This window comes from Paraburkholderia panacisoli (assembly GCF_008369935.1).
GTDB classification, from domain to species: Bacteria; Pseudomonadota; Gammaproteobacteria; order Burkholderiales; family Burkholderiaceae; genus Paraburkholderia; species Paraburkholderia panacisoli.
Window position 1 is genome coordinate 1 of sequence record NZ_VTUZ01000073.1, and the last position, 19,586, is coordinate 19,586.

At 59.9% G+C, this 19,586-nt stretch carries 17 protein-coding genes; 1 reads left to right on the forward strand and 16 read right to left on the reverse strand.

What is annotated here, in order from left to right; all coding sequences use genetic code 11:
- From FVF58_RS52120 to FVF58_RS47600, 7 genes are all read right to left on the reverse strand, one after another.
- A partial coding sequence (locus FVF58_RS52120; protein WP_188131193.1) for a hypothetical protein occupies window positions 1-327 on the reverse strand: 327 nt, incomplete at its 3' end.
- Between the two features lie 1,812 nt (window positions 328-2,139).
- A complete protein-coding gene (locus tag FVF58_RS47575) occupies window positions 2,140-2,379 on the reverse strand; it encodes a hypothetical protein (protein ID WP_149676456.1) in 240 nt (79 codons plus the stop codon).
- Between the two features lie 782 nt (window positions 2,380-3,161).
- Window positions 3,162-4,616 carry an NAD(P)(+) transhydrogenase (Re/Si-specific) subunit beta gene (locus tag FVF58_RS47580; protein WP_149676457.1) on the reverse strand — a complete coding sequence of 485 codons (1,455 nt, stop codon included), beginning with the start codon at window positions 4,614-4,616 and terminating at the stop codon, window positions 3,162-3,164.
- On the reverse strand, window positions 4,617-4,937 hold the full coding sequence (locus FVF58_RS47585; RefSeq protein WP_149676458.1) for an NAD(P) transhydrogenase subunit alpha part 2: 321 nt from the start codon (window positions 4,935-4,937) through the stop codon (window positions 4,617-4,619).
- 12 nt (window positions 4,938-4,949) lie between these two features.
- Window positions 4,950-6,107, reverse strand: a complete 1,158-nt coding sequence (locus FVF58_RS47590; RefSeq protein WP_149676459.1) for a Re/Si-specific NAD(P)(+) transhydrogenase subunit alpha — start codon at window positions 6,105-6,107, stop codon at window positions 4,950-4,952.
- 389 nt (window positions 6,108-6,496) lie between these two features.
- Entirely contained in the window at window positions 6,497-7,504 is a 1,008-nt protein-coding gene (locus FVF58_RS47595) for an NAD(P)H-dependent flavin oxidoreductase (RefSeq protein ID WP_149676460.1), read from the reverse strand.
- Between the two features lie 53 nt (window positions 7,505-7,557).
- The gene (locus FVF58_RS47600) at window positions 7,558-7,890 is read right to left on the reverse strand and encodes a non-heme iron oxygenase ferredoxin subunit (RefSeq protein ID WP_149676461.1); all 333 of its coding nucleotides are present in this window, start codon (window positions 7,888-7,890) and stop codon (window positions 7,558-7,560) included.
- 494 nt (window positions 7,891-8,384) lie between these two features.
- Between FVF58_RS47600 and FVF58_RS47605 the strand changes: the two genes are divergently transcribed.
- Window positions 8,385-9,308 (forward strand): LysR family transcriptional regulator, encoded by a 924-nt coding sequence (locus FVF58_RS47605; RefSeq protein ID WP_149676462.1) that lies wholly within the window; start codon window positions 8,385-8,387, stop codon window positions 9,306-9,308.
- A gap of 176 nt (window positions 9,309-9,484) precedes the next feature.
- On the opposite strand, the gene FVF58_RS47610 is transcribed toward FVF58_RS47605, so the two are convergent.
- The 9 genes from FVF58_RS47610 to gor form a co-directional block, all read right to left on the reverse strand.
- Window positions 9,485-9,892 carry a hypothetical protein gene (locus FVF58_RS47610; RefSeq protein ID WP_149676463.1) on the reverse strand — a complete coding sequence of 136 codons (408 nt, stop codon included), beginning with the start codon at window positions 9,890-9,892 and terminating at the stop codon, window positions 9,485-9,487.
- Window positions 9,893-10,117: 225 nt separating this feature from the next.
- Window positions 10,118-11,089, reverse strand: a complete 972-nt coding sequence (locus FVF58_RS47615; RefSeq protein ID WP_149676464.1) for a quinone oxidoreductase family protein — start codon at window positions 11,087-11,089, stop codon at window positions 10,118-10,120.
- Between the two features lie 150 nt (window positions 11,090-11,239).
- Window positions 11,240-12,697 carry an FAD-dependent monooxygenase gene (locus FVF58_RS47620; protein WP_149676465.1) on the reverse strand — a complete coding sequence of 486 codons (1,458 nt, stop codon included), beginning with the start codon at window positions 12,695-12,697 and terminating at the stop codon, window positions 11,240-11,242.
- Between the two features lie 178 nt (window positions 12,698-12,875).
- Window positions 12,876-14,324, reverse strand: a complete 1,449-nt coding sequence (locus FVF58_RS47625) for an aldehyde dehydrogenase family protein (protein ID WP_149676466.1) — start codon at window positions 14,322-14,324, stop codon at window positions 12,876-12,878.
- Between the two features lie 112 nt (window positions 14,325-14,436).
- Window positions 14,437-14,886 carry a carboxymuconolactone decarboxylase family protein gene (locus tag FVF58_RS47630; RefSeq protein WP_223191234.1) on the reverse strand — a complete coding sequence of 150 codons (450 nt, stop codon included), beginning with the start codon at window positions 14,884-14,886 and terminating at the stop codon, window positions 14,437-14,439.
- A gap of 167 nt (window positions 14,887-15,053) precedes the next feature.
- A complete protein-coding gene (locus FVF58_RS47635; RefSeq protein ID WP_149676467.1) occupies window positions 15,054-16,025 on the reverse strand; it encodes a quinone oxidoreductase family protein in 972 nt (323 codons plus the stop codon).
- 477 nt (window positions 16,026-16,502) lie between these two features.
- Window positions 16,503-17,141: a glutathione S-transferase family protein gene (locus tag FVF58_RS47640; RefSeq protein ID WP_149676468.1), complete on the reverse strand. Its 639-nt coding sequence runs from the start codon at window positions 17,139-17,141 to the stop codon at window positions 16,503-16,505.
- Complete coding sequence (locus tag FVF58_RS47645; RefSeq protein WP_149676469.1) at window positions 17,138-17,755, reverse strand: glutathione S-transferase family protein; 618 nt, start codon at window positions 17,753-17,755, stop codon at window positions 17,138-17,140. The genes FVF58_RS47640 and FVF58_RS47645 overlap by 4 nt, the downstream gene beginning before the upstream one ends.
- 70 nt (window positions 17,756-17,825) lie before the next feature.
- Complete coding sequence (gene gor / locus FVF58_RS47650; protein WP_149676470.1) at window positions 17,826-19,196, reverse strand: glutathione-disulfide reductase; 1,371 nt, start codon at window positions 19,194-19,196, stop codon at window positions 17,826-17,828.
- Window positions 19,197-19,586 lie beyond the last annotated feature (390 nt).

Sequence of the window (19,586 nt, forward strand, 5' to 3'; positions counted from 1 at the left end):
CGAACCGGCCGCGCCTGCGCCCGAACCGGCCGCGCCTGCGCCCGAACCGGCCGCGCCTGCGCCCGAACCGGCCGCGCCTGCGCCCGAACCGGCCGCGCCTGCGCCCGAACCGGCCGCGCCTGCGCCCGAACCGGCCGCGCCTGCGCCCGAACCGGCCGCGCCTGCGCCCGAACCGGCCGCGCCTGCACCCGAACCGGCCGCGCCTGCGCCTGAACCGGCCGCGCCCGCGCCCGCACCGCCGGCGCCCGAACCACCTGCGCCCGAACCGGCCGCGCCTGCACCCGAACCGGCCGCGCCTGCGCCTGAACCGGCCGCGCCTGCACCCAAACCGCCTGCGCCTGCAACCGAACCACCTCCCCCGTGACCGCCTGCAGGCTGTCCTTGAGCCAGCTTTAGTGAAGCAGAATTCGGAGAAGGTGCACCGCGGTGATCGAACGAAGCGGAAGACACGGGCGGGGCGAGTTCAGCACTGCCAATTGCAGCTCCCCGCGCAGGAGGTGACGATGATCTCGCGACATGATCGGACGAAGACGCTTGTTCCGTTGGCGATGTAGGTCGGGTGATCTCGGGCGCATGCCGCGCGATTGCTCTCACGTGCGGCGCCGCATGGCGGCGATTCTGTGTGACGGCATAGCTTGGTTGATCGGGCCCTCGTGTAACCGACTGCGGCGCACCAGAATCCGGAGTAGGTCCAGTGCGTTGATCGAGCGGAGCGGAAGACGCAGGCGGGGCGAGCTCAGCACTGGCAACCGCGGTTCCGCCAGCGGGAGGCGACGATGGTAGCGCGACATGACCGGACCAAGACGTGTGCGGCGCTGGCGACGTGGGTCCGATGATCCCGAGCGCCTGATCATCGTCGAACCAATCGCCATGCGCGACGATACCCAAGACCCCGGCAGCCAATGCGCTTGCCGACGCAACCCACAGCGCGAGGCGTCTGCCCCGCGAAGGCGGTGCGGTCTTGATGTCCGCATCCGGGCTACCTGCACCCGAATGCGTAAGCTTGGCCTGTCTGAACATTCCAACACGCTTCCGAAAGTTTCGTCTTATCCTTCCATTCACTACGTTCATGTGCCGTCCGCTTGCGGAGTGCTCATCGAAATGAGCCGCGGTTCGGCGTGTTCGCCCTGGTTCCGCCACGGCAATGCGAGCGGTGTACCAAGTTTTCTATCGTAAGCCCGTGAGTATGAAAACGCCCGCCATCTTCGTGGCCGATCCTGACGGGTGGCCGGAATCCTCCGGCGTGCTTTTCCACGATGACTCCACAGTCGGTGACGACCCGGCGTAGGTGGCGCATTCCCTGCGCCTGATAGGCCGAACCCCAATGGAATTGTGAGATCGTGGACATAGCATGGGCATACACGATCCAACAGGATCCGCGCCAAGCGAGGCGCGGATCGAACTGGGAAAAGATGGAAGAGAATGATCTATTTGTGAACCTACTCAACCTTGACGCGGAAATAAGGCAAATCCGGGGATGGCTTGCGAGTGACAGGGCGATAGCGAATAACCCCCTTCCAATATCGGCTGAGGAGTGCACTTGACCTAAACCGTCGACGTGCTAGCAGGTGGGTTGGCCGATGGCGTGAACGTGTAGTGACACCAATTCAAACGCCCGCATTCGTGGAGAACGCTTAGGCCCTAAGCCGCCGGTCCGAGAATGGCCGCTTCACCTCGGGAAGCGCCGCCGCTGCATGGTTATCCCAGAAGTCCGCTTCGGGTCGAAAGTGTCAGCTCGCGGATGCAGGAAGCTGCCGTCCAGCTGCTTGATGCCGTCACCGTCGGCAGTCCCTCCATTGCTGACGTGCGACCAAGGACAGCCCAATGTCGGCTTTGGCCGATATGCTCTCATCGAGAGTATCCGGCAGGTTACGGAGTGACCCGGTCATTGAGCCACCGATAGCCGCCGTGAAGCCTCCGTTCATGCTTGACCGGAAACGCGTAGCGGAGAAAGGGATGCATCCGAGATTGACTCGACTGCATTTTGTCGGGCTGCCGTCTGTAACGGTTCGACCTCGACAGTTTCACGAGACAGCCCCTTGAAGCTCACGAGAACAGCATGATAGAAAAGTGAGTCTCACTGCGTTCCATCGGTTGCCACTGACACCACAGCGCCCATCACAGTAGTCATCGACAATATTAGAACGAAGGGCGGACTACTGATAGCGAGTAACGACCCAAATCCATCCCGGTTATCCGATGCGGCAGCAGCGCATTCTGTTTAGCATAACTTATTGAAGCCTGCTCCCGATCGCTGGAATCTGAATATCGGCAAGTCATCTTTTCTTGAGCTAGTTGTACCCTAACGTCATCATTCATCGCCAGCAGCGTCGACTGAACGAACGAAGACACAGCGACGATGAACTGAACGAGTTTCATAAATTTTCTCCAGGGAGTGTTTCGCGCGCAGCCTTTAGCGGCCTCGGTTGATGCACTCTAGAACGGCAACCGCTCAGATGTGGTCACAAACAGAGCAATTCATTGTTGTCGGTTTATGCATTTCCGTTAAACATTGAAGCGAGGCTCGGGTATTGAAACAGCGACGACATCCTCGGGCAAAGAAGCCGAGTGTGCTGCGATTGCCGCGGTCGGTCGCGCATGAGATGGCGGGTGGCGCGCGGGCCGGCGTGTTGCCACACTCCTTTTGCCTCCGACGAATGCGGAGCATTGAGCGCTCGCACGCAATTGGGGCGCCAGTCGACAAGCTGATGGTCGAAAGAACTTCCATACCACTGGTCCGATGCAGGTGAGAGCGCGTTGCGCCAATACGCGTCGCGCCTACCTACGATTTCCCCTTCCATAAATCGCTTCATCCGGTCACGAAGCGTAAGCGCTCTGCCCGTATGCGGCATCAGGGCGGAGGCACGAGACCACATCGAAAATAGCCAGTTCTTGTGTCAAGCAGGGAACGGGAGCGACGCATTTAACGGCGGGGAAGGCGGCCCCCTCCTTGCGCTCTTCGGCAACCAGATCCATCAATGCTCGCTCACTATAGCGTCGGTGGAAGCGTATTTTTTCTGTAGCGTGTGAACGCCAACACCGACCCGGTCGACAGCCGGTTCAGGCAGCAACAGATGGACACGTTCGCCGCGCGACGGTGCACGCCGACGGTCCGATCCCCTCCCGAAGTCTCAGCACCGCCAGCGCTTCCGCGCCGCTCATCACGCCGCAGCTTTCACCATCTCCTCGATGACCTTCTTCGCGTCGCCGAACACCATCATCGTCTTGTCCAAGTAGAACAAGTCGTTGTCGAGCCCCGCGTAGCCAGCCGCCATCGACCGTTTGTTGACGATGATCGTACGTGCCTTGTACGCCTCGATGATCGGCATGCCCGCGATCGGCGACTTCGGGTCGTTCTTCGCCGCCGGGTTCACCACGTCATTCGCGCCCAAAACGAGCACCACGTCGGTCTGGCCGAACTCGTTATTGATGTCCTCCATCTCGAACACGAGGTCATAGGGCACTTCGGCTTCCGCGAGCAGCACGTTCATGTGCCCCGGCATGCGGCCCGCCACCGGATGGATCGCGTAGCGCACGTCCACGCCCTTCTCCACGAGTTTGTCGGTCAGTTCCTTGAGCGCGTGCTGGGCCCGAGCCACGGCAAGACCGTACCCCGGCACGATCACCACCGATTCCGCGTTGCCGAGCATGAACGCGGCGTCCTCGGCCGAGCCCGACTTCACGGGCCGCTGCTCCAGCGTGCCACCCGCTGCCGCGCCACCGCTTTCAGCACCGAAACCGCCCAGCAGCACGTTGAAGAACGAGCGGTTCATCGCGTGACACATGATGTACGAAAGGATCGCACCCGACGAACCCACCAGCGATCCGGCAATGATCAGCATCGCGTTGTTCAGCGAGAAGCCGATGCCCGCCGCCGCCCAGCCCGAGTACGAGTTCAGCATCGACACGACGACGGGCATGTCCGCGCCGCCGATCGGGATGATGATCAGCACGCCCAGCGCAAACGCGATCAACGTCATGATGATGAACGGCAGCCACGATTGCGTGATGTAGAACACGACGCCGGAGCCGATCATGCACAGTGCCAGCACCAGGTTGATCAGATGCTGCCCCCCGTAGACCACAGGTGCGCCCTGGAAGAGCCGCAACCTGTACTTCCCGGAGAGCTTGCCGAAGGCGATCACCGAGCCGCTGAAGGTGATCGCGCCCACGAACGTGCCGATGAAGAGTTCGACACGATTGCCGTACGGAATGAAGCCCGGATACGGCGCATCCACGGCAATGAGGCCGAATGCGGCCGGCTCCGATACCACCGCATACGCGATGCACACCGCCGCCAGACCGATCAACGAGTGCATCGCTGCGACCAGCTCAGGCATCCTGGTCATCTCGACGCGCATGGCGACATAGGCACCGAGGCCGCCGCCGATCACGAGCGCGCCCAAAAGCAGCCCGAGACCCAGCCCGAGATTCGAGCCAAACTGGGCGGACTCCTTGACGATCAGCGCCAACGTAGTCAGGATCGCAATCACCATGCCGATTATGCCGAACACGTTGCCGGCGCGCGCACTCTTTGGGTTCGACAGGCCTTTGAGCGCCTGGATAAAGCAGATCGAAGCCACCAGATAAAGTAATGTAACAACGCTCATGCTCATTTATGCGCCCTCCTTCACGGCAGCCTTCTTCGGTTCCTTCTTGCGGAACATCTCGAGCATGCGGCGCGTGACGAGGAACCCGCCGGACACGTTGACGGCCGCGAGCAACACGGCGAACGTGCCGAAGAACTTGCCCGAACTGCCGATGGTCAGGCCAGTGGCGAGCATCGCACCGACAATCACGATCGCCGAGATCGCATTGGTCACGGCCATCAGCGGCGTGTGCAACGCCGGCGTGACATTCCAGACAACGTGATAGCCGACGTACACCGCAAGCACGAAGATGATTAGATCAATGACGGTATGGTTGACGATTTCCAACGCCGTTCTCCTTTATCGTTCTACCTCGCACGCGACTTCGCTATCACGTGTAAGGAGTGTCGCTGCGACGATTTCGTCGGCCTTATCGAGGTGCAACTCGCCTTCTTTCGTGACAATCAGCTTCAGGAAGTCGAGCAGGTTGCGCGCATAGAGCGCCGACGCGTCGGCGGGCACCATTGATGCCAGGTTCGAGTAGCCAACAATCGTCACGCCGTGCCTGATGACTATCTTGTCGGCTTCCGTCAGCGGACAGTTGCCGCCGCGCCGCCCTGTGGCCGGATCGGCGACGGGTCCGCGCCCTGCCGCGAGGTCAATCACCACGGAGCCTGGCTTCATCGCATGCACGGTTTCGACGGGCAGCAGTGTGGGCGCGTCGCGGCCCGGGATCAGTGCGGTCGAAATCACGATGTCGGCCTGCTTCGCGCGCTCGTGCACGAGTGCGGACTGGCGCGTGAGCCAGGACGGTGGCATCGGCCGCGCGTAGCCGCCCATGCCCACCGCCGCGTCGCGTTCCTCCTGCGTTTCGTAAGGCACGTCGAGGAACTTCGCGCCGAGCGATTCGATCTGCTCCTTTACAGCCGGACGCACGTCAGATGCCTCGATCACGGCACCGAGGCGCTTGGCCGTCGCGATTGCCTGCAGGCCCGCGACGCCCGCGCCGAGAATGAGCACGCGCGCGGCCTTGACCGTTCCGGCGGGGGTCATCAGCATCGGCATGAAGCGCGGATAGAGGTTCGAAGCCAGCAGCACCGCCTTGTAGCCGGCAATGTTGGCCTGCGAGGACAGCACATCGAGGCTCTGCGCTCGTGTGGTGCGCGGTGCAGCCTCGAGCGCGAAAGCTGTCACGCCCGCTTCGGCGAGCTTCTGCGCGTTTTCCTCATTGAATGGATCGAGCATGCCGACCAGCACCGCGCCGCGCTTCATGAGTGGCAGCTCGCTTACCGTCGGCGACTGGACCTTCAGCACAAGATCCGCGCCGAAGGCCATCTCCGCGTCGGCGAGTTCCGCGCCCACCGCCTGGTACGCCTCGTCGGAAAAGCTTGCGGCCGCGCCGGCGCCGCTCTGGACCGTGACGCGATGACCCTGCGAGACGTACTTCTTGACCGTCTCCGGCGTCGCGCCCACGCGCGTTTCGTTTGCCCGTGTTTCCGCGGGAATTCCGATGTGCATGTTAAATGTAGTCCGTTAGATTAACGAAACAAGTGAGAATTGAATTAACGCATATGCTCGCACTCCCCCGGTGTTCTAATGACCCGGTACGGTTCCCGTGTACGGCATCGTGAGATCCATCTTCAACGCCTCGGAGCGGCCTGCCGGCGGCGCAAGCTTCTTCTCTTCGAGAGGCGCTTATGTGCGCTTGCGCCGCCCCGCCAGACCAGGGCCTCGTTCAACCCGTCGACACTGCCCTCTAACTCCCGATACGCACGTTTTATATGTGGTCCTAAATACGTATCAAAGAGGCCGACACCTTCGGTCAAGATCCCGGCCTGAGTGCTGAAGCCGTTCATCAACGGCATTCGCATGCCCGTTCTGATTTCTCCTTGACCGCCCCGGCCTGTCTAGCGACCGCTCCGCAAATCCGCGACCCTGGCGAGCGCCGCCTCCGCCGTTGCCTCGATTTCCCCTACGATCTCTGCTACCGACTTCACATCGTGTATCAGTTCAACCGTGGCACCGGCATACAGCGGACTTGCCTCCCAATCTCCCTCCATCGCGTCCCACGCCGCCGCGACGTCATAGCGATAGAGTGGCTTTCCATTCGGAAAGCGCGATATGGCCTCGCCTTCCCCGGGTCGCTGGCCGCTCGCTGGACGACCGGCTTCCTCCCATCTGGTGAACGTCGAATTGCGTATCACCTGATGCGGAGACTCCTGCCACCCCGCATCGAAGAGCCGGGTCTCGACAAGGTCCGTCGCGCGCGCTGCAACAACCCGCTCCTTGTAACCGCGATGGTTGGCCGATTCCCTACTCGCCACAAAACGCGTTCCCATCCAGACTCCGCAAGCACCCAGCGCCATCGCAGCAACCAGGCCCCGCCCCTCTGCAATACCGCCCGCCGCTACCACAGGCACCCCCCTGGCGGCGTCAACGATAGAAGGCAGCAGCGACATCGTCGGCGCGCTTCCTACCAGATGACCGCCGGATTCCCGTCCCTGCGACACGATAAAGTCGACGCCAATATCCTTTGCCCGCGCCGCCTCTTCGGGGGTGCCCACGGTCCAGAACACAAGCCCGCCCGCATCCTTGATGATACGGACATAGGGCTCGAGATCTCCCTGCCACATCGAGAATACGCGCACCCCCGCTTCCAATGCGGCCGCCAGCCTCTTGCGCTGGTCGACGACCAACGTCAGATTTGCACCAAACCGACCGTTCGTGGCACGACTCATCTTTGCAAGCTCGCCGCTTACCGTCTCTTCCGGCATATGCATCAGCGCAGTAAAGCCGAAGCTGCCACTCGCGGCTACCGCTGCGAGAAATTCCGCGCTCGTGCCTCGCCCGAGAGGACCCGCCAAAACCGGCACCCGCAAATCGAGTGCTTTGGTCAACGCTGTTTCAAAAGGCATATCAGTTATTCTCCGCGCCCGCTTCGGGCGCTCATCGAGTCCATGGGCTCGCCTCAGCTTTTCGCGGACGCCAGCTGTGCAGAGGCTACAAAGATCCTGCCATCGGCCACCGTGACCTCGTAGGTTTCAATGTCCCCGTTTGCCAGCGCCGACAACGCCTTTCCCGTGGTGACATCGAATTGCGCACCATGGAGCGGACATTCGACCACCGGGCCCTCCAGCCAGCCGTCCGAGAGATACGCCAACGCGTGCGAACAGACATCACTGGTCGCATACACCTTGCCGTCCACGTTAGAGAGCAGAACCCGCGTGGCTCCCAGGAACACACATTTCATGTCGCCTGGCTTCAACTCCGCGACGCCACAAACATCCTCACCTTTGTCCATGCTTCACCTTTTCCATCTGATTTCACCTGACGCAACCGGGTTGGATCAACGTGTCCCCGTCTGCATTGACTGCAAGATAAACCTTTTCCCTGACCAGATAACTACCCTCAATCTTGATAGACCTTCAGGCAATTCGAAAAAATCGCGAACGTGCTGGAAGCATTTTGTGACCCATCAGTAAAATCTTTATTTCGCATATCCAAATATCTGTCACACTATCCGCGCAATCCTTCGCAATCTGGAGGAAGTGCGCGCCGAGACGCAGCAGTCCGTGCCGCATATGCACAAGCCAAGGCGCGCTATCCCCGGCGTTGATCACGAGCGACGCGCGATTGGAAATTGGAGGATGAAGTCCGGCTGAATCGCGAGCGGGCACAGCCGGAAAAGTTTAAGCAATTCGCCTGATGCGACGCGACAATTGCGTTGACCGACGCCAGCCTCGCGCTCCAGCATTAGAGTGAGTTTCAACTGCGACTTGATAATTGGTGGAACGCATGGATCGGCTGGCCAGTCTCACTGCCTTTGTCCGCGTCGTCGAGAGCGGCGGCTTTACCGCGGCGGCGCGCCGCCTCGACCTGTCGACGACGACGATCAGCAACCACGTTCAGGCGCTCGAAGACGGTCTTGGCGTCCGTCTGTTGAATCGCACCACACGCCGTGTGGGTCTAACCGAGATCGGCCGCGAGTATTACGAGCGCTGCTCACAAATATTGCAGGATCTGGCAGAAGCGGAAGAGATTACCAGTGCGTTTCAGGTGACGCCACGCGGCCGCCTTCGCCTGCGTTGCCACCAGGCACTGGAGCGGTTCATCGCGCCGGTCGCTACCCGCTTCTCGCGCGATTACCCCGAAGTCTCGCTGGATTTCCAGACAGACACCATGATCGACCCCGTCGACCCCGTACGGGAGGGATTCGACCTGTCGATCATGCCGGCATCACCTCCCGACTCGATCCTCATCAGACGGACCCTGGCGAAATGGCACTACCTGTTGTGCTGTGCGCCCGCCTACCTCGAATCGCATTCCACGCCCCACAGCCCGGCCGACCTGGCTAACCATAACTGCCTGCTTTACGCCCATGCGGTCTACCGCGACGAGTTTCATTTCGTCGATCCTGCCGGCAATGCAACGAACACTCGCGTGTCGGGTAACCTGGTCACCGCCAGCATTACCGTCATGCGCGAGGCTGCCACTGCCGGACTCGGATTGTGTCTGTGCCCCCCGTTTGTCGTTTCTGATCTTCTCGCCTCCGGCATGCTGGTGCCGCTGCTGCCCGACTACCGGACACAGGAGCTGGAGGTCGTCGCGCTCTATCCTCAACGGCGGCAGTTAAGCACCAAGGTGCGACTGCTTCTCGATATGCTGGTCGAGCGCTTCGTCGACGAACAGCGCTGGCTTGATGCCATGCCTGATCGGTAAAACGGGAGTAGTCGCTTTCTCCACGATCCCGTCAAGCCGCTCAGCGGCCTGCGGAAGGTGTCCTGGCTCGGCTAGCCAAGCCGGGACGCCGGCGAGCTTCCACCCGAGATCAATCGCATCCTGCAGGCCGACTTAAGCCTGCGCGGCAACCAGACGGTGAATGGTCGGTCTGGCTTCTAGCGCCGGCGCATGTCACGGGCATCGGCATCGAGCATTTGCTCGGCCGCACCGCCTGCGAGCCCCTTGTAGTAGACGTGAACGCCGATGGCAAGCGAATCGTTGCGGATCTCGTGAAGCACCCGCCACGCTTTTATGGGGTTGCGAAACAACACATAGTGCGCTTTTTCAGCAACGAGGCGAGCGACCTGATGCATGCTGTGGCGGTTCAGCGCCTCAACTAGCGAGTCGAGGCTCGCGTGCGTGCGCGCGTCCGTACGGGGGTACAACATATGCAGCACGGCGACGGTCTGTGGGGCCAGCGCCGCAGACAAGCCCGTCACGATGTCCTTGTGCGTGATGGATGTGGCTACGCGCTCGGCTCCATCGACGGAGTCCACAAAGAGCATTTCAATGTCGAATGTCATGCAAGTGTTTCCTATGCTTCACAAGGTAGACGAAACGCAATCTTCGGCATCGTTAGCGGACGTACCGACCAGGCCATGAACCATCCAGAATCCGCATCGACGTCAATGTGTGCCCTCCGAAGAGCCATTCATTGCCATTCCTCATTTGATGCATTTCCGGATCACGGCGCTTCGACGGCCTGCTATGTCTGCGAAGACTGCCGGGCCGCATAAATCGGTGTTTCCCTAAAAGGTGATCACGCTCGATCCCTTGGTTTGCCTGCTTTCGATATCTTTGTGAGCCCGGACGATTTCGTTGAAATGGTAGCTTTGCCCAATCGACACTTTTAGGCCGGCGCGTATCCTTTCGAAGAAAGCCGTCGAATAGCGCAACAGATCTGGTCTGGTCCGCGTGTAGTGAATAAAGCGAGGCCGTGTCATATAGAGTGAGCCGAACTTGGCCAGGTCACCGACGGGAACGGGCGGCGGCTCTCCGGATGCTGAACCAAAGCTTACAAGCGTGCCTCGAAATGCGAGACTGTTAAGCGAAGCTTCAAAAGTATCCGCACCCACAGAATCGTAAGCCACATCGACGCCACGCTCAGAGGTTATTGCACGCACACGCTCTGCGACGTTCTCGGCTGTGGAAACGATAACGTGGTCGCAACCATGTGCGAGAGCATGGGAGACCTTCCCCTGACTCCCTACTGTGCCAATGACGGTGGCGCCGAGCGACTTTGCCCACTGACAAAGAATCGTCCCCACCCCACCAGCAGCAGCATAAACAAGCACGAGATGTCCGCGCGCGACCGCAAAAACATCGCCGATCAGGAATGCGGCTGTAATTCCGTGCTGGAGAGCCGCGGCTGCGACCGTTGGCTCGATGTCGGGGGGAAGTTTCACTAGTCGGTCAGCCTCAACGATCCGCTGTTCTGCATAGCTGCCCGGCGGAACGCCCGCATAAGTGACAAGATCGCCGACGGCCAATTCTGCACTTTCCGATCGTATCTCTCGAATAACCCCGCAACCAGCAACCCCAAGACCGGTCGGCAAGGGCAATGGATAGTGCCCCTGTCGGTGACTTATATCGAGGTAGTTTAGTCCGACCGCGATATGATCGACCCGTGCCTCCCCGGCCTTGAGCTGGGCGATTTCTTCTTCGTGGATCTGCATGACTTCGGCATCGCCGAAGCTTTCAATCTTGACGACTTTTGGCATGGTATACGCCCCTGGCAGGCAATTGAATTTGAGTCACGTATAAACGGAGTTTGACCGACAGGCGTTATGGCTTGGCAAGCACAATTCAATCACAGAGGATTACTTATGTTCAACCTGCGCGGCGCCCGTCAATCCATTGTGGGTCCGGCATCAAACTACCCCTGCAGAATAGCCGTCTGGGCGGATCAGCACGGCCGCGGCACCTTCGAAGAATCCATGGGGACGCTCGGAGCTGCATACCTGGACGACCGCCTCTTGTGGCAGTGCATCGGCGAGCGGAACCATCGCACCCGTTCCGAACGACAGATGGAGCCACCTGCCTGAAGCAAGCAGTTCGTACACGGAAACTTCCGACCCATCTGCCCGACGAACTCTACGATCGGGCGCGCGAATGCCGGCGCCCGCAGAGCAAGGCGCATCGGAGAAGGCACGCATCGCTCCCACATCCTCGTAGCCGACGCTAAAACCAGAGATCTGTCCGGCGACCTTCTCGTTAACCTCCGGAAACGCCAGGCAATCAGAGACCATCTTGCGAAGGCCCAAACCGCCGCGGCTGAACGACGTCATCAGCACGTTTTGCGTCAGGGTGCTGTCGTTGAGCTGTTTGCCGATCGGACGGCGCTCCGCCTCGTAGCTGTCGAGCAGCGCTTCATCGGCCTCGCCCTTGATAACAGCGGCGAGCTTCCACCCCAGATTAAACGCATCCTGCAGGCCGACATTCAACCCCTGCCCACCAAATGGAGCGTGGATGTGCGAGGAGTCGCCGGCCAGGAATATCCGGCCACTTCGATAACTGTCGGCGAGTCGGGTTTCGTTTGAGAAGCGCGAAAGCCAGAACGGGTCGCGCATATTGAAGTCGGCACCGAGGATCTTTCGCGTCATGCCGCTCAGTTCCTCCAACGTCGGCGGCTGCCTGAGCAGGGCAGGATCGCTTTCGTCGGGTGTCGTCACAACGATGCGGCGCCGACCGTCTTCGCCAGGCGGCGCAATCAGGAGGCCGCCGTTCTCGTTGTACTCCGTGATCATCAGTTTGCTATCCGGCAGGTCCAGCCTGACATCGCCCAACAGCCACGAGTGCGACGCCTCGTGTCCCGAGAATCCGATGCCCGCCTGTTGACGCGTGAGACTGCGTGCACCGTCGCAGCCGACGAGGTAGCGGCCACGTAGCTGGAACGGCCCCTTGTCCGTTATGCCTTCAACCGTGACTCCCGAGTGATCCTGCCTGATCGTTTCGGCCTGATGCCCAGCGTGGTATTCGACGCCAAGCTCCATCGCGCGCTCCCTGATCAGTTTCTCGGTCGTCGCTTGGGGAATCCTGAGCGTCTGGGGGAACCGACTGTCGAGGCGCGAGTAGTCGAGTTGTGTGTCGAGCATCCCATAGTGCCAGGAAGGCTGCCACTTCCCGCACGCGAGAAACCTGTTGGCCAGACCTCGCAGGTCGAACATCTCCAATGTGCGGCTGTGCATCGTCCCCGCGCGCGATTGAGGGACTCCTTCTTCGCGGCGCTCGATTACTGCCACATTCAGGTCGGCCAGTCGCAGCTCGCAGGCCAGCCAAAGACCGACTGGTCCGCCGCCGACCACCACGACATCGAAGAATTCTTCCATCTCTCAAGCCCCCTTATCATTGATCGATTGCATCGCCAGATTTGCTCTCCTCGCCAGCGATACGACCTGTTACTCGACGGTGGGCGACGCGACCTCTTGCTTACGGTCTTCCTCGCCCGATCCGTCATGAGTGGGTTGTCTTCGTGCTGCCTGTACAGGCGCCGAATTTCTACATTCGCTATCCAGCCAGCGTGTAGGCCGTCTTGACTGTCGTGTAGTGCTCCCTGGCGTACGTCCCTTGCTCACGAGAGCCATAACTCGAGCCCTTCCGACCACCGAACGGCACGTGATAGTCGACACCCGCTGTTGGCAGGTTGACCATCAACATGCCTGCCTCGCTGTTGCGCTTGAAATGCGTCGCATACTTCAGCGAGGTCGTGCAGATACCAGCGGAAAGGCCGAACTCGGTGTCGTTGGCCACCGCGAGCGCTTCGTCGTAGTCCCTGACGCGCACGATATTGGCGACCGGGCCGAAGACCTCCTCGCGCGAGATCCGCATTGCATTAGTCGTTTCGGTGAAGAGCGCCGGCTGGAGATAGAAGCCGGGCGTCGCACGCTTCAAAAGGTCGCCACCGAAGACCAGCTTGCCGCCCTCGTCCTTGGCGATCTGGATGTATTTGAGGTTCTGGTCAAGCTGGCTCTGGTCGACCACCGGGCCCATCTGCGTGCCTTGCTTCAGCGCATCGTCGACGACGAGGCCCTTCAGCCGCTCGATGCAGGCCTCGACGAAGCGATCATGAATGCCGGCCTGGACGATCAGGCGCGAAGACGCCGTGCAGCGCTGACCGGTGGAGAAGAAGGCACCGTTGACGGCAACTTCGACCGCCGTGTTGAGGTCCGCATCGTCAAGTACGACAAGCGGATTCTTGCCCCCCATCTCGAGTTGGACCTTTTTCATCGGGTTCGAGGCGATGCAGGTGGCCGCGACCTTGCGACCGGTCGCGACCGAGCCGGTAAAGGAGATCGCATGTACGTCCTTGTGTTCGAGCAGCGCCTGGCCAACCACCGAACCGCGGCCCATGACAAGATTGAGCACGCCCTTGGGCAGGCCGGCGCGTTGGATAATGTCGACGAGAGCCCACGCCGAGCCCGGGACAAGGTCGGCCGGCTTGATGACGACGCAGTTGCCCCAGGCAAGAGCCGGCGCGATCTTCCACGCCGGGATTGCAATCGGGAAGTTCCAGGGCGTGATCATCCCGACGATCCCCACCGGCTCGCGGGTAATCTCGACACCGACACCCGCGCGCACGGAAGGAATTGCCTCACCACCCGTACGCAGGCATTCGCCGGCGACGAACGCGAAGATCTGCCCGGCACGGACCACCTCCCCGATGCCTTCGGCGAGTGTCTTGCCTTCCTCGCGCGAGAGAAGCCGACCGAGTTCGTCCTTGCGGGCGAGAATCTCGTCAGAGGCCTTTCTCAGGATGTCGAAGCGCTCCTGTGGCGTTGTGCGGCTCCATGCCGGGAGGGCGGCCTTAGCCGCCGCCACCGCATGATTAACCTCCGTCGCGGAACCCTGGGCATACTCGCCGACAACATCGTTCGTATCGGATGGGTTGATGTTGCGAGAGATATTCGCCCCTTCAACGAATTCTCCGGCGATAAGATTGGAATAAAGTCGCGACATTTTTCTCGATCCTTCTTCTGTTGAGACACAGCGTTGATAAGCATGACCAAAATATGATCACGCTCGATCCCCTGATCTCCCTGCTTTCTGCATCGTGCCGAGCCCCCGGGATCTATCGTTCGGTTCGGTCGTTTCTCTCTGACTCGGCCAACTGAGCGATGATCTCTGCGCCGCGGTTTGCGCACGGGATCCCGCCATAGAGATAAGCCAGACTAACGACGGCTTGCATCTCTTCCCAGGTGGCGCCAGCCCGGCGTGCCGCGCGGGCATGCAACATGGCTGCGTCGAGCAGCCTGGAGAGCAGCATGCCAAACACCATGAGCTGCGAAGTTTTCGTATCGAAACACGCCGGATACAACGCGCGATGGCGAAGCTCCTCCTGGAGACCCAGCAGTTCAGGATCGAGCGCGCCCGTCACGGCCAGTCGGGCAGCAATGCGTGGCGGCACGAAGCCGACGAGGTCCTTGTAGGCCTGCTCGCGTTCAGCGAGAGGCGTTTGTGTATCTGCGTACGGGCCGATTTCGCTTCTAACCGCATCCATATCCAGGTTGACGTGTGCCATCAATAGAGTCCTTACATTTCGAACTTGGTTGTTTTCAGCTTGCCGATGATCGGACCCGCGCACTTGGTCATCGCGAAGCAAAACCTTGCCCGGGACTGTCGGCCCAGGCAGGGTAAAAATCCTTCTGAAAGGCAATGCCGGCTTCGAGATGCCGGCGGCGCTTCGCTTCAGGGCAGCAGCACCAGCGAGCCGGTCGTCTTGCGGGACTCCATCGCACGATGCGCCTCCGCAGCGTCCTTGAGCGGGAAGCGCTGGTTGATGTGAACCTTCACTGCCCCCGACTGCACGACATCGAACACCTCCTGCGCACCCTCCTCGACCGCGGCGCGGGTCGGCAGGTAGGCATTCTGCGTAGGGCGGGTCAGGAACAGCGAGCCCTTCTTGTCAAGAATGCTGATGTCGAGCGGCGGCACCGGGCCGGAGGACTGGCCGAACAGCACCATCAGGCCGCGCGGCCTGAGGCAGTCGAGCGAGCCCATGAAGGTATCCTTGCCGATCGAGTCATAGACGACGGGCACGCCAACGCCCCCCGTGATCTCCTTCACCGCCTTGACGAAGTCGTCCTTGCCGTGCACCAGCGCATGGTCGCAGCCGTGCGCCTCCACGAGCTTCGCCTTTTCCTCGGTCGACACGGTGCCGATGACGGTTGCGCCCAGATGTTTGGCCCACTGGCACAGCACAAGGCCGACGCCGCCCGCGGCGGCATGCACGAGGATCGTGTCGCCCTTGCCGACCCGGTAGGTCTGGCGGCACAGGAACTGGGCGGTCATGCCCTTCTGCATCATCGCCGCACCGACCTCGTCGCTGATGCCGTCGGGGAGTTTGACCAGACGATCGGCCGGCACGAGCCGGACCTGGGCGTAGGCGCCTTGCACGCCGCTATACACGACACGGTCGCCCGGCTTCAGCGAAGTGACCTCAGGCCCGATTGCATCGACTACGCCGACGGCTTCGCGCCCCGGAATGAAGGGCAGCGGCAGCGGGTACAGGCCGCTGCGGAAGTAGATGTCGATGAAGTTCACGCCGACTGCCGTCTGGCGAAGGCGCACTTGTCCCGGTCCGGGATCGCCCACTGAAATTTCATCCCAGACAAGCTTTTCGGGCCCACCGGTCTCGCGAATGCGGATGGCATGGTGCATCAGTCGTCTCCTTCAGTTGGATAAGTCTTGCAAATTGGATAGTGTCGGCATCTGCGGCCGTTCGGACAGCGCCAGCAGGCAGTGAATTCGAACAGCTCGTTTTCGCTTCATTCAGCGGTGCAGCCAGGAACGCCTTCCGCGGCATAGATGTGGCAGGTGGCGTATATCACCGCACGGCTGCCCTCGCCTTCAAAGCTGGCGAAGCCGTTGACGGTCTGGTCCACGAATGCATTCTTCGCAATACATTCTGCATGCTGAATTAAGTGGTTTACTTTCGGTGACTCGCGCATCACGTTTAGGTTCACCCCTAATGACGTCTTCTCCCCGTGATTGCTGTAGCGTTATCAAAGTAGGGGTAACGATATCCTTGACGGGCGCCGGAATAAACATCTCACGGCTGGAAAGTCTCTCAGGCGCCGCCGGATAATCACCGCCTGCTTCGTCTGCGGTCCATCAAGCACGTCCTTGACGGTGGGCTTAACTCAACCCTATCTCTGTTACGTGCTTCCGGAAGGCCTTACGTTCGCAAAGCAAGTCGTACCATCGTTGCACATTGCCGTAGTGAGGGCGTTCCACAGGCAGCGTTAGCCAACGGTATGCCAACGGCCCTACCGCGATATCGGCAATCGAAAAGGACGCGCCTCCCAGATATTTCGATCGCTCCAGAAACCGATCGAGCAAACGGAACAATTCCGCATTTCGGTCGCGGGATTCATCAATTGCCTCCTGGCGACGCTGATCGGCCGGCGTTCGGATAATCCTCATAAAGAGATCCCGGTTCGCCGGCCCTAAGGAGGACAACTGCCAGTCCATCCAGCGATCGACCCAGGAACGCGCAACAGAGTCAGCTGGATACAACCCGTCCGCGCGAAAATGATTGGCGAGATATCGGAGTATCGTGTTGGATTCCCACACCACGACGTCTTCGTGAATCAGGGTGGGAACGACGCCATTCGGGTTTTTGGCGAGATAGTCGGCATCTTTGTTACCACCGAACTGGCCACCCATGTCCACGCGCAGGCATGGTTGCTCGATCTCATCAAGTAACCACATGACTTTCTGCACGTTAGAGGAATTGCTCCTCCCGAGAACCGTCAAAGCATTATTGTTCGTCATGGCAAAACCTCCATGCCTCGCTGCACAGCGGGCCTCGAACCGACCGAATCGTACCAACGTTTGACATTAGGAACATCCTCCCAATCGATTTGATGCAATCCAAAACGTGCTACCCAAGGGTAGATTGCGATATCGGCGATGGAGTATTCACTACCTGCGACATATTCCGATTGTCCGAGGCGTCCATCTAACACCCTGTACAACCGATGCGTTTCTGCCGTGTAGCGCTCAAGGCCATATGTCTCCTGCGGCGCGGACCGGCGGAAATGATGCGTCTGCCCGAACATTGGGCCAATGCCGCCCATCTGGAACATTAGCCACTGTATTGTCTGGTGACGCTCGACGCCGGAGGGTGGTAGCAACTTTCCTGTCTTATCTGCGAGGTAAATCAAAATCGCCCCTGATTCGAACAAAGTGATCTTCGTCCCTTGCGGACCTTTCGGGTCGACAATCACAGGGATCTTGTTGTTCGGATTCAAGGCGAGAAAGCTATTGTCAAATTGTTCACCCTTTGTGATATCCACCATATGTACCTTAAAGGGGAGCCATAGTTCTTCTAAAGCTATGGAAATTTTCCTTGCGTTTGGTGTTCCCCAAGCATACAGATCAATCATGTTTTCTCTCCTGCGATGCATTTTCTCTTATAGAGGCACGTCGGGCGATTCCGCCGCACCGATACTTGAATCAAGACTGCGTCCGAGTTGCATATCTTGCATTTCTCAGTGTCACGAACTCTTCCGCGACGCTCGGGTGCACACCCAGTGTGGCGTCAAAGTCCGCCTTCGTTGCTCCCGCCTTGAGTGCAACAGCAATCCCTTGAATGATCTCGGCGGCATCCGGCGCCACGATGTGCGCACCCAGGATTCGTTCAGTCGTTGCGTCCGCAATGAGCTTCACCAGGACGCGCTCATTTCGACCGGAGAGTGCAGCGCGCATTGGGCGAAAAACACTGCTGTACACCCGGACACCGCCGTGTATCGCACAAGCTTCCTCCTCGGTGAGGCCTACCGCGGCGACCTGCGGCTGACTAAATACGGCAAATGGAACACCTTCATGGCCTGTTCGACGGGGCAAGTCTCCGAAAACGGTGTCAGCGAAAGCATGACCTTCGTGGATCGCGACAGGCGTCAGGTTAAGACGGTTTGTGACGTCACCCACCGCGTAGACGTGATCGGACGATGTGCGCGAATAGCTGTTCACAGGGATCGCTCCGTCTGCGTCGACATGAACGCCGACACTTTCAAGGCCCAGACCGCCTGTGTTCGGCCGTCTCCCTGTCGCAGCCATCACTAGATCCACCTCCAGAATCTCGCCGGAACCGAGGTAAAGCAGATATGCGTTGCGCTTTCGCTCAACCGCAGTGACTGTGGTCGCCAGTCGCATCTGAATATCGTTCGCGGCAAGCTCACTTCCAATATGCACCCGGACCTGCTCGTCGAATCCGCGTAGCAGCCTTGATCCGCGATGGACCATCCACACCCTTGATCCAAGCCCTTTGAAAATGCCCGCAAATTCGCACGCTATATATCCGCCCCCAACAATCGCGATCCTTTCTGGAGCGTGCTCCATGGCTAACACGTCGTTGGATGTCACCATTAGTTCTGCGCCGGGAATCTCGGGCACCTCTGGCGTCGCTCCAGTGGCGATCAATATGTGACCCGCCGTAAAGTTCACATCGTTCACGCGAACCTCGTGTGCGCCAACAATGGTTGCTTTTCCCTTTATCACATCGACACTGGCCTTGCCGAGTAGCTCCTCATATACCTGCTCCAAACGGGCAATCTCTATGTTCTTCGCGTGGATCAGGTTCTGCCACTGGTGTGACGCTTCTGATACCCGCCAGCCAAACCCCTTGCTGTCCTCGAGTGCGAATCCGAATTGAGATGCGTACATCAACAGCTTTTTCGGCACACACCCACGAATCACGCATGTGCCGCCGAGCCTGTACTCTTCCGCGACAGCGACCTTCGCACCATATCCCGCCGCTGTACGACTTGCACGGACGCCGCCGGATCCACCGCCTATAACGAACAGGTCAAAGTCATACGTATTCATGGAAGGTTCCCGCACACTTTAAAAAAGCGAAAGCATCTGAAGCACTTTGCGGTTATAAGACCGCCGATGTGCCGTTTGAGCGAACATTACATTCAGCTTTGCCAGGCACCAGAGAACTATTTGTGCTACCGATGAACTACAGCGCCCGAGAATACGAATCGTCACCCACCTCAGACAGTAGTTGCCGGCACATGCATGCCCGGCCGAACGGCGGGTCTGGCGCCGACCGCGTCGAACCATCGGCAGACGGGCAGCGCGGTCCCAGTCCTCATGAAGCTCGTAGCGTACGAATCAAGGACGGGGTCGCGATATCCGCGAGGCTGAACGAATCGCCATTGAGGTACGGCGACGCATCGAGCCGCGCATTTAAAACCGCGTCGTGATGTTCAC

What these genes read in the sequence shown, in the direction of transcription:
- FVF58_RS47595 (WP_149676460.1), bottom strand. Translation starts at nt 7,504, where the DNA reads ATGCCTTTTGAAACAGCGTTGACCAAAGCACTCGATTTGCGGGTGCCG.
- FVF58_RS47635 (WP_149676467.1), bottom strand. Translation starts at nt 16,025, where the DNA reads ATGCACCATGCCATCCGCATTCGCGAGACCGGTGGGCCCGAAAAGCTT.
- gor (WP_149676470.1), bottom strand. Translation starts at nt 19,196, where the DNA reads ATGAATACGTATGACTTTGACCTGTTCGTTATAGGCGGTGGATCCGGC.
- FVF58_RS47575 (WP_149676456.1), bottom strand. Translation starts at nt 2,379, where the DNA reads ATGAAACTCGTTCAGTTCATCGTCGCTGTGTCTTCGTTCGTTCAGTCG.
- FVF58_RS47615 (WP_149676464.1), bottom strand. Translation starts at nt 11,089, where the DNA reads ATGCCAAAAGTCGTCAAGATTGAAAGCTTCGGCGATGCCGAAGTCATG.
- FVF58_RS47630 (WP_223191234.1), bottom strand. Translation starts at nt 14,886, where the DNA reads ATGGCACACGTCAACCTGGATATGGATGCGGTTAGAAGCGAAATCGGC.
- FVF58_RS47590 (WP_149676459.1), bottom strand. Translation starts at nt 6,107, where the DNA reads ATGCACATCGGAATTCCCGCGGAAACACGGGCAAACGAAACGCGCGTG.
- FVF58_RS47620 (WP_149676465.1), bottom strand. Translation starts at nt 12,697, where the DNA reads ATGGAAGAATTCTTCGATGTCGTGGTGGTCGGCGGCGGACCAGTCGGT.
- FVF58_RS47605 (WP_149676462.1), top strand. Translation starts at nt 8,385, where the DNA reads ATGGATCGGCTGGCCAGTCTCACTGCCTTTGTCCGCGTCGTCGAGAGC.
- FVF58_RS47625 (WP_149676466.1), bottom strand. Translation starts at nt 14,324, where the DNA reads ATGTCGCGACTTTATTCCAATCTTATCGCCGGAGAATTCGTTGAAGGG.
- FVF58_RS47640 (WP_149676468.1), bottom strand. Translation starts at nt 17,141, where the DNA reads ATGACGAACAATAATGCTTTGACGGTTCTCGGGAGGAGCAATTCCTCT.
- FVF58_RS47610 (WP_149676463.1), bottom strand. Translation starts at nt 9,892, where the DNA reads ATGACATTCGACATTGAAATGCTCTTTGTGGACTCCGTCGATGGAGCC.
- FVF58_RS47645 (WP_149676469.1), bottom strand. Translation starts at nt 17,755, where the DNA reads ATGATTGATCTGTATGCTTGGGGAACACCAAACGCAAGGAAAATTTCC.
- FVF58_RS47600 (WP_149676461.1), bottom strand. Translation starts at nt 7,890, where the DNA reads ATGGACAAAGGTGAGGATGTTTGTGGCGTCGCGGAGTTGAAGCCAGGC.
- FVF58_RS47580 (WP_149676457.1), bottom strand. Translation starts at nt 4,616, where the DNA reads ATGAGCATGAGCGTTGTTACATTACTTTATCTGGTGGCTTCGATCTGC.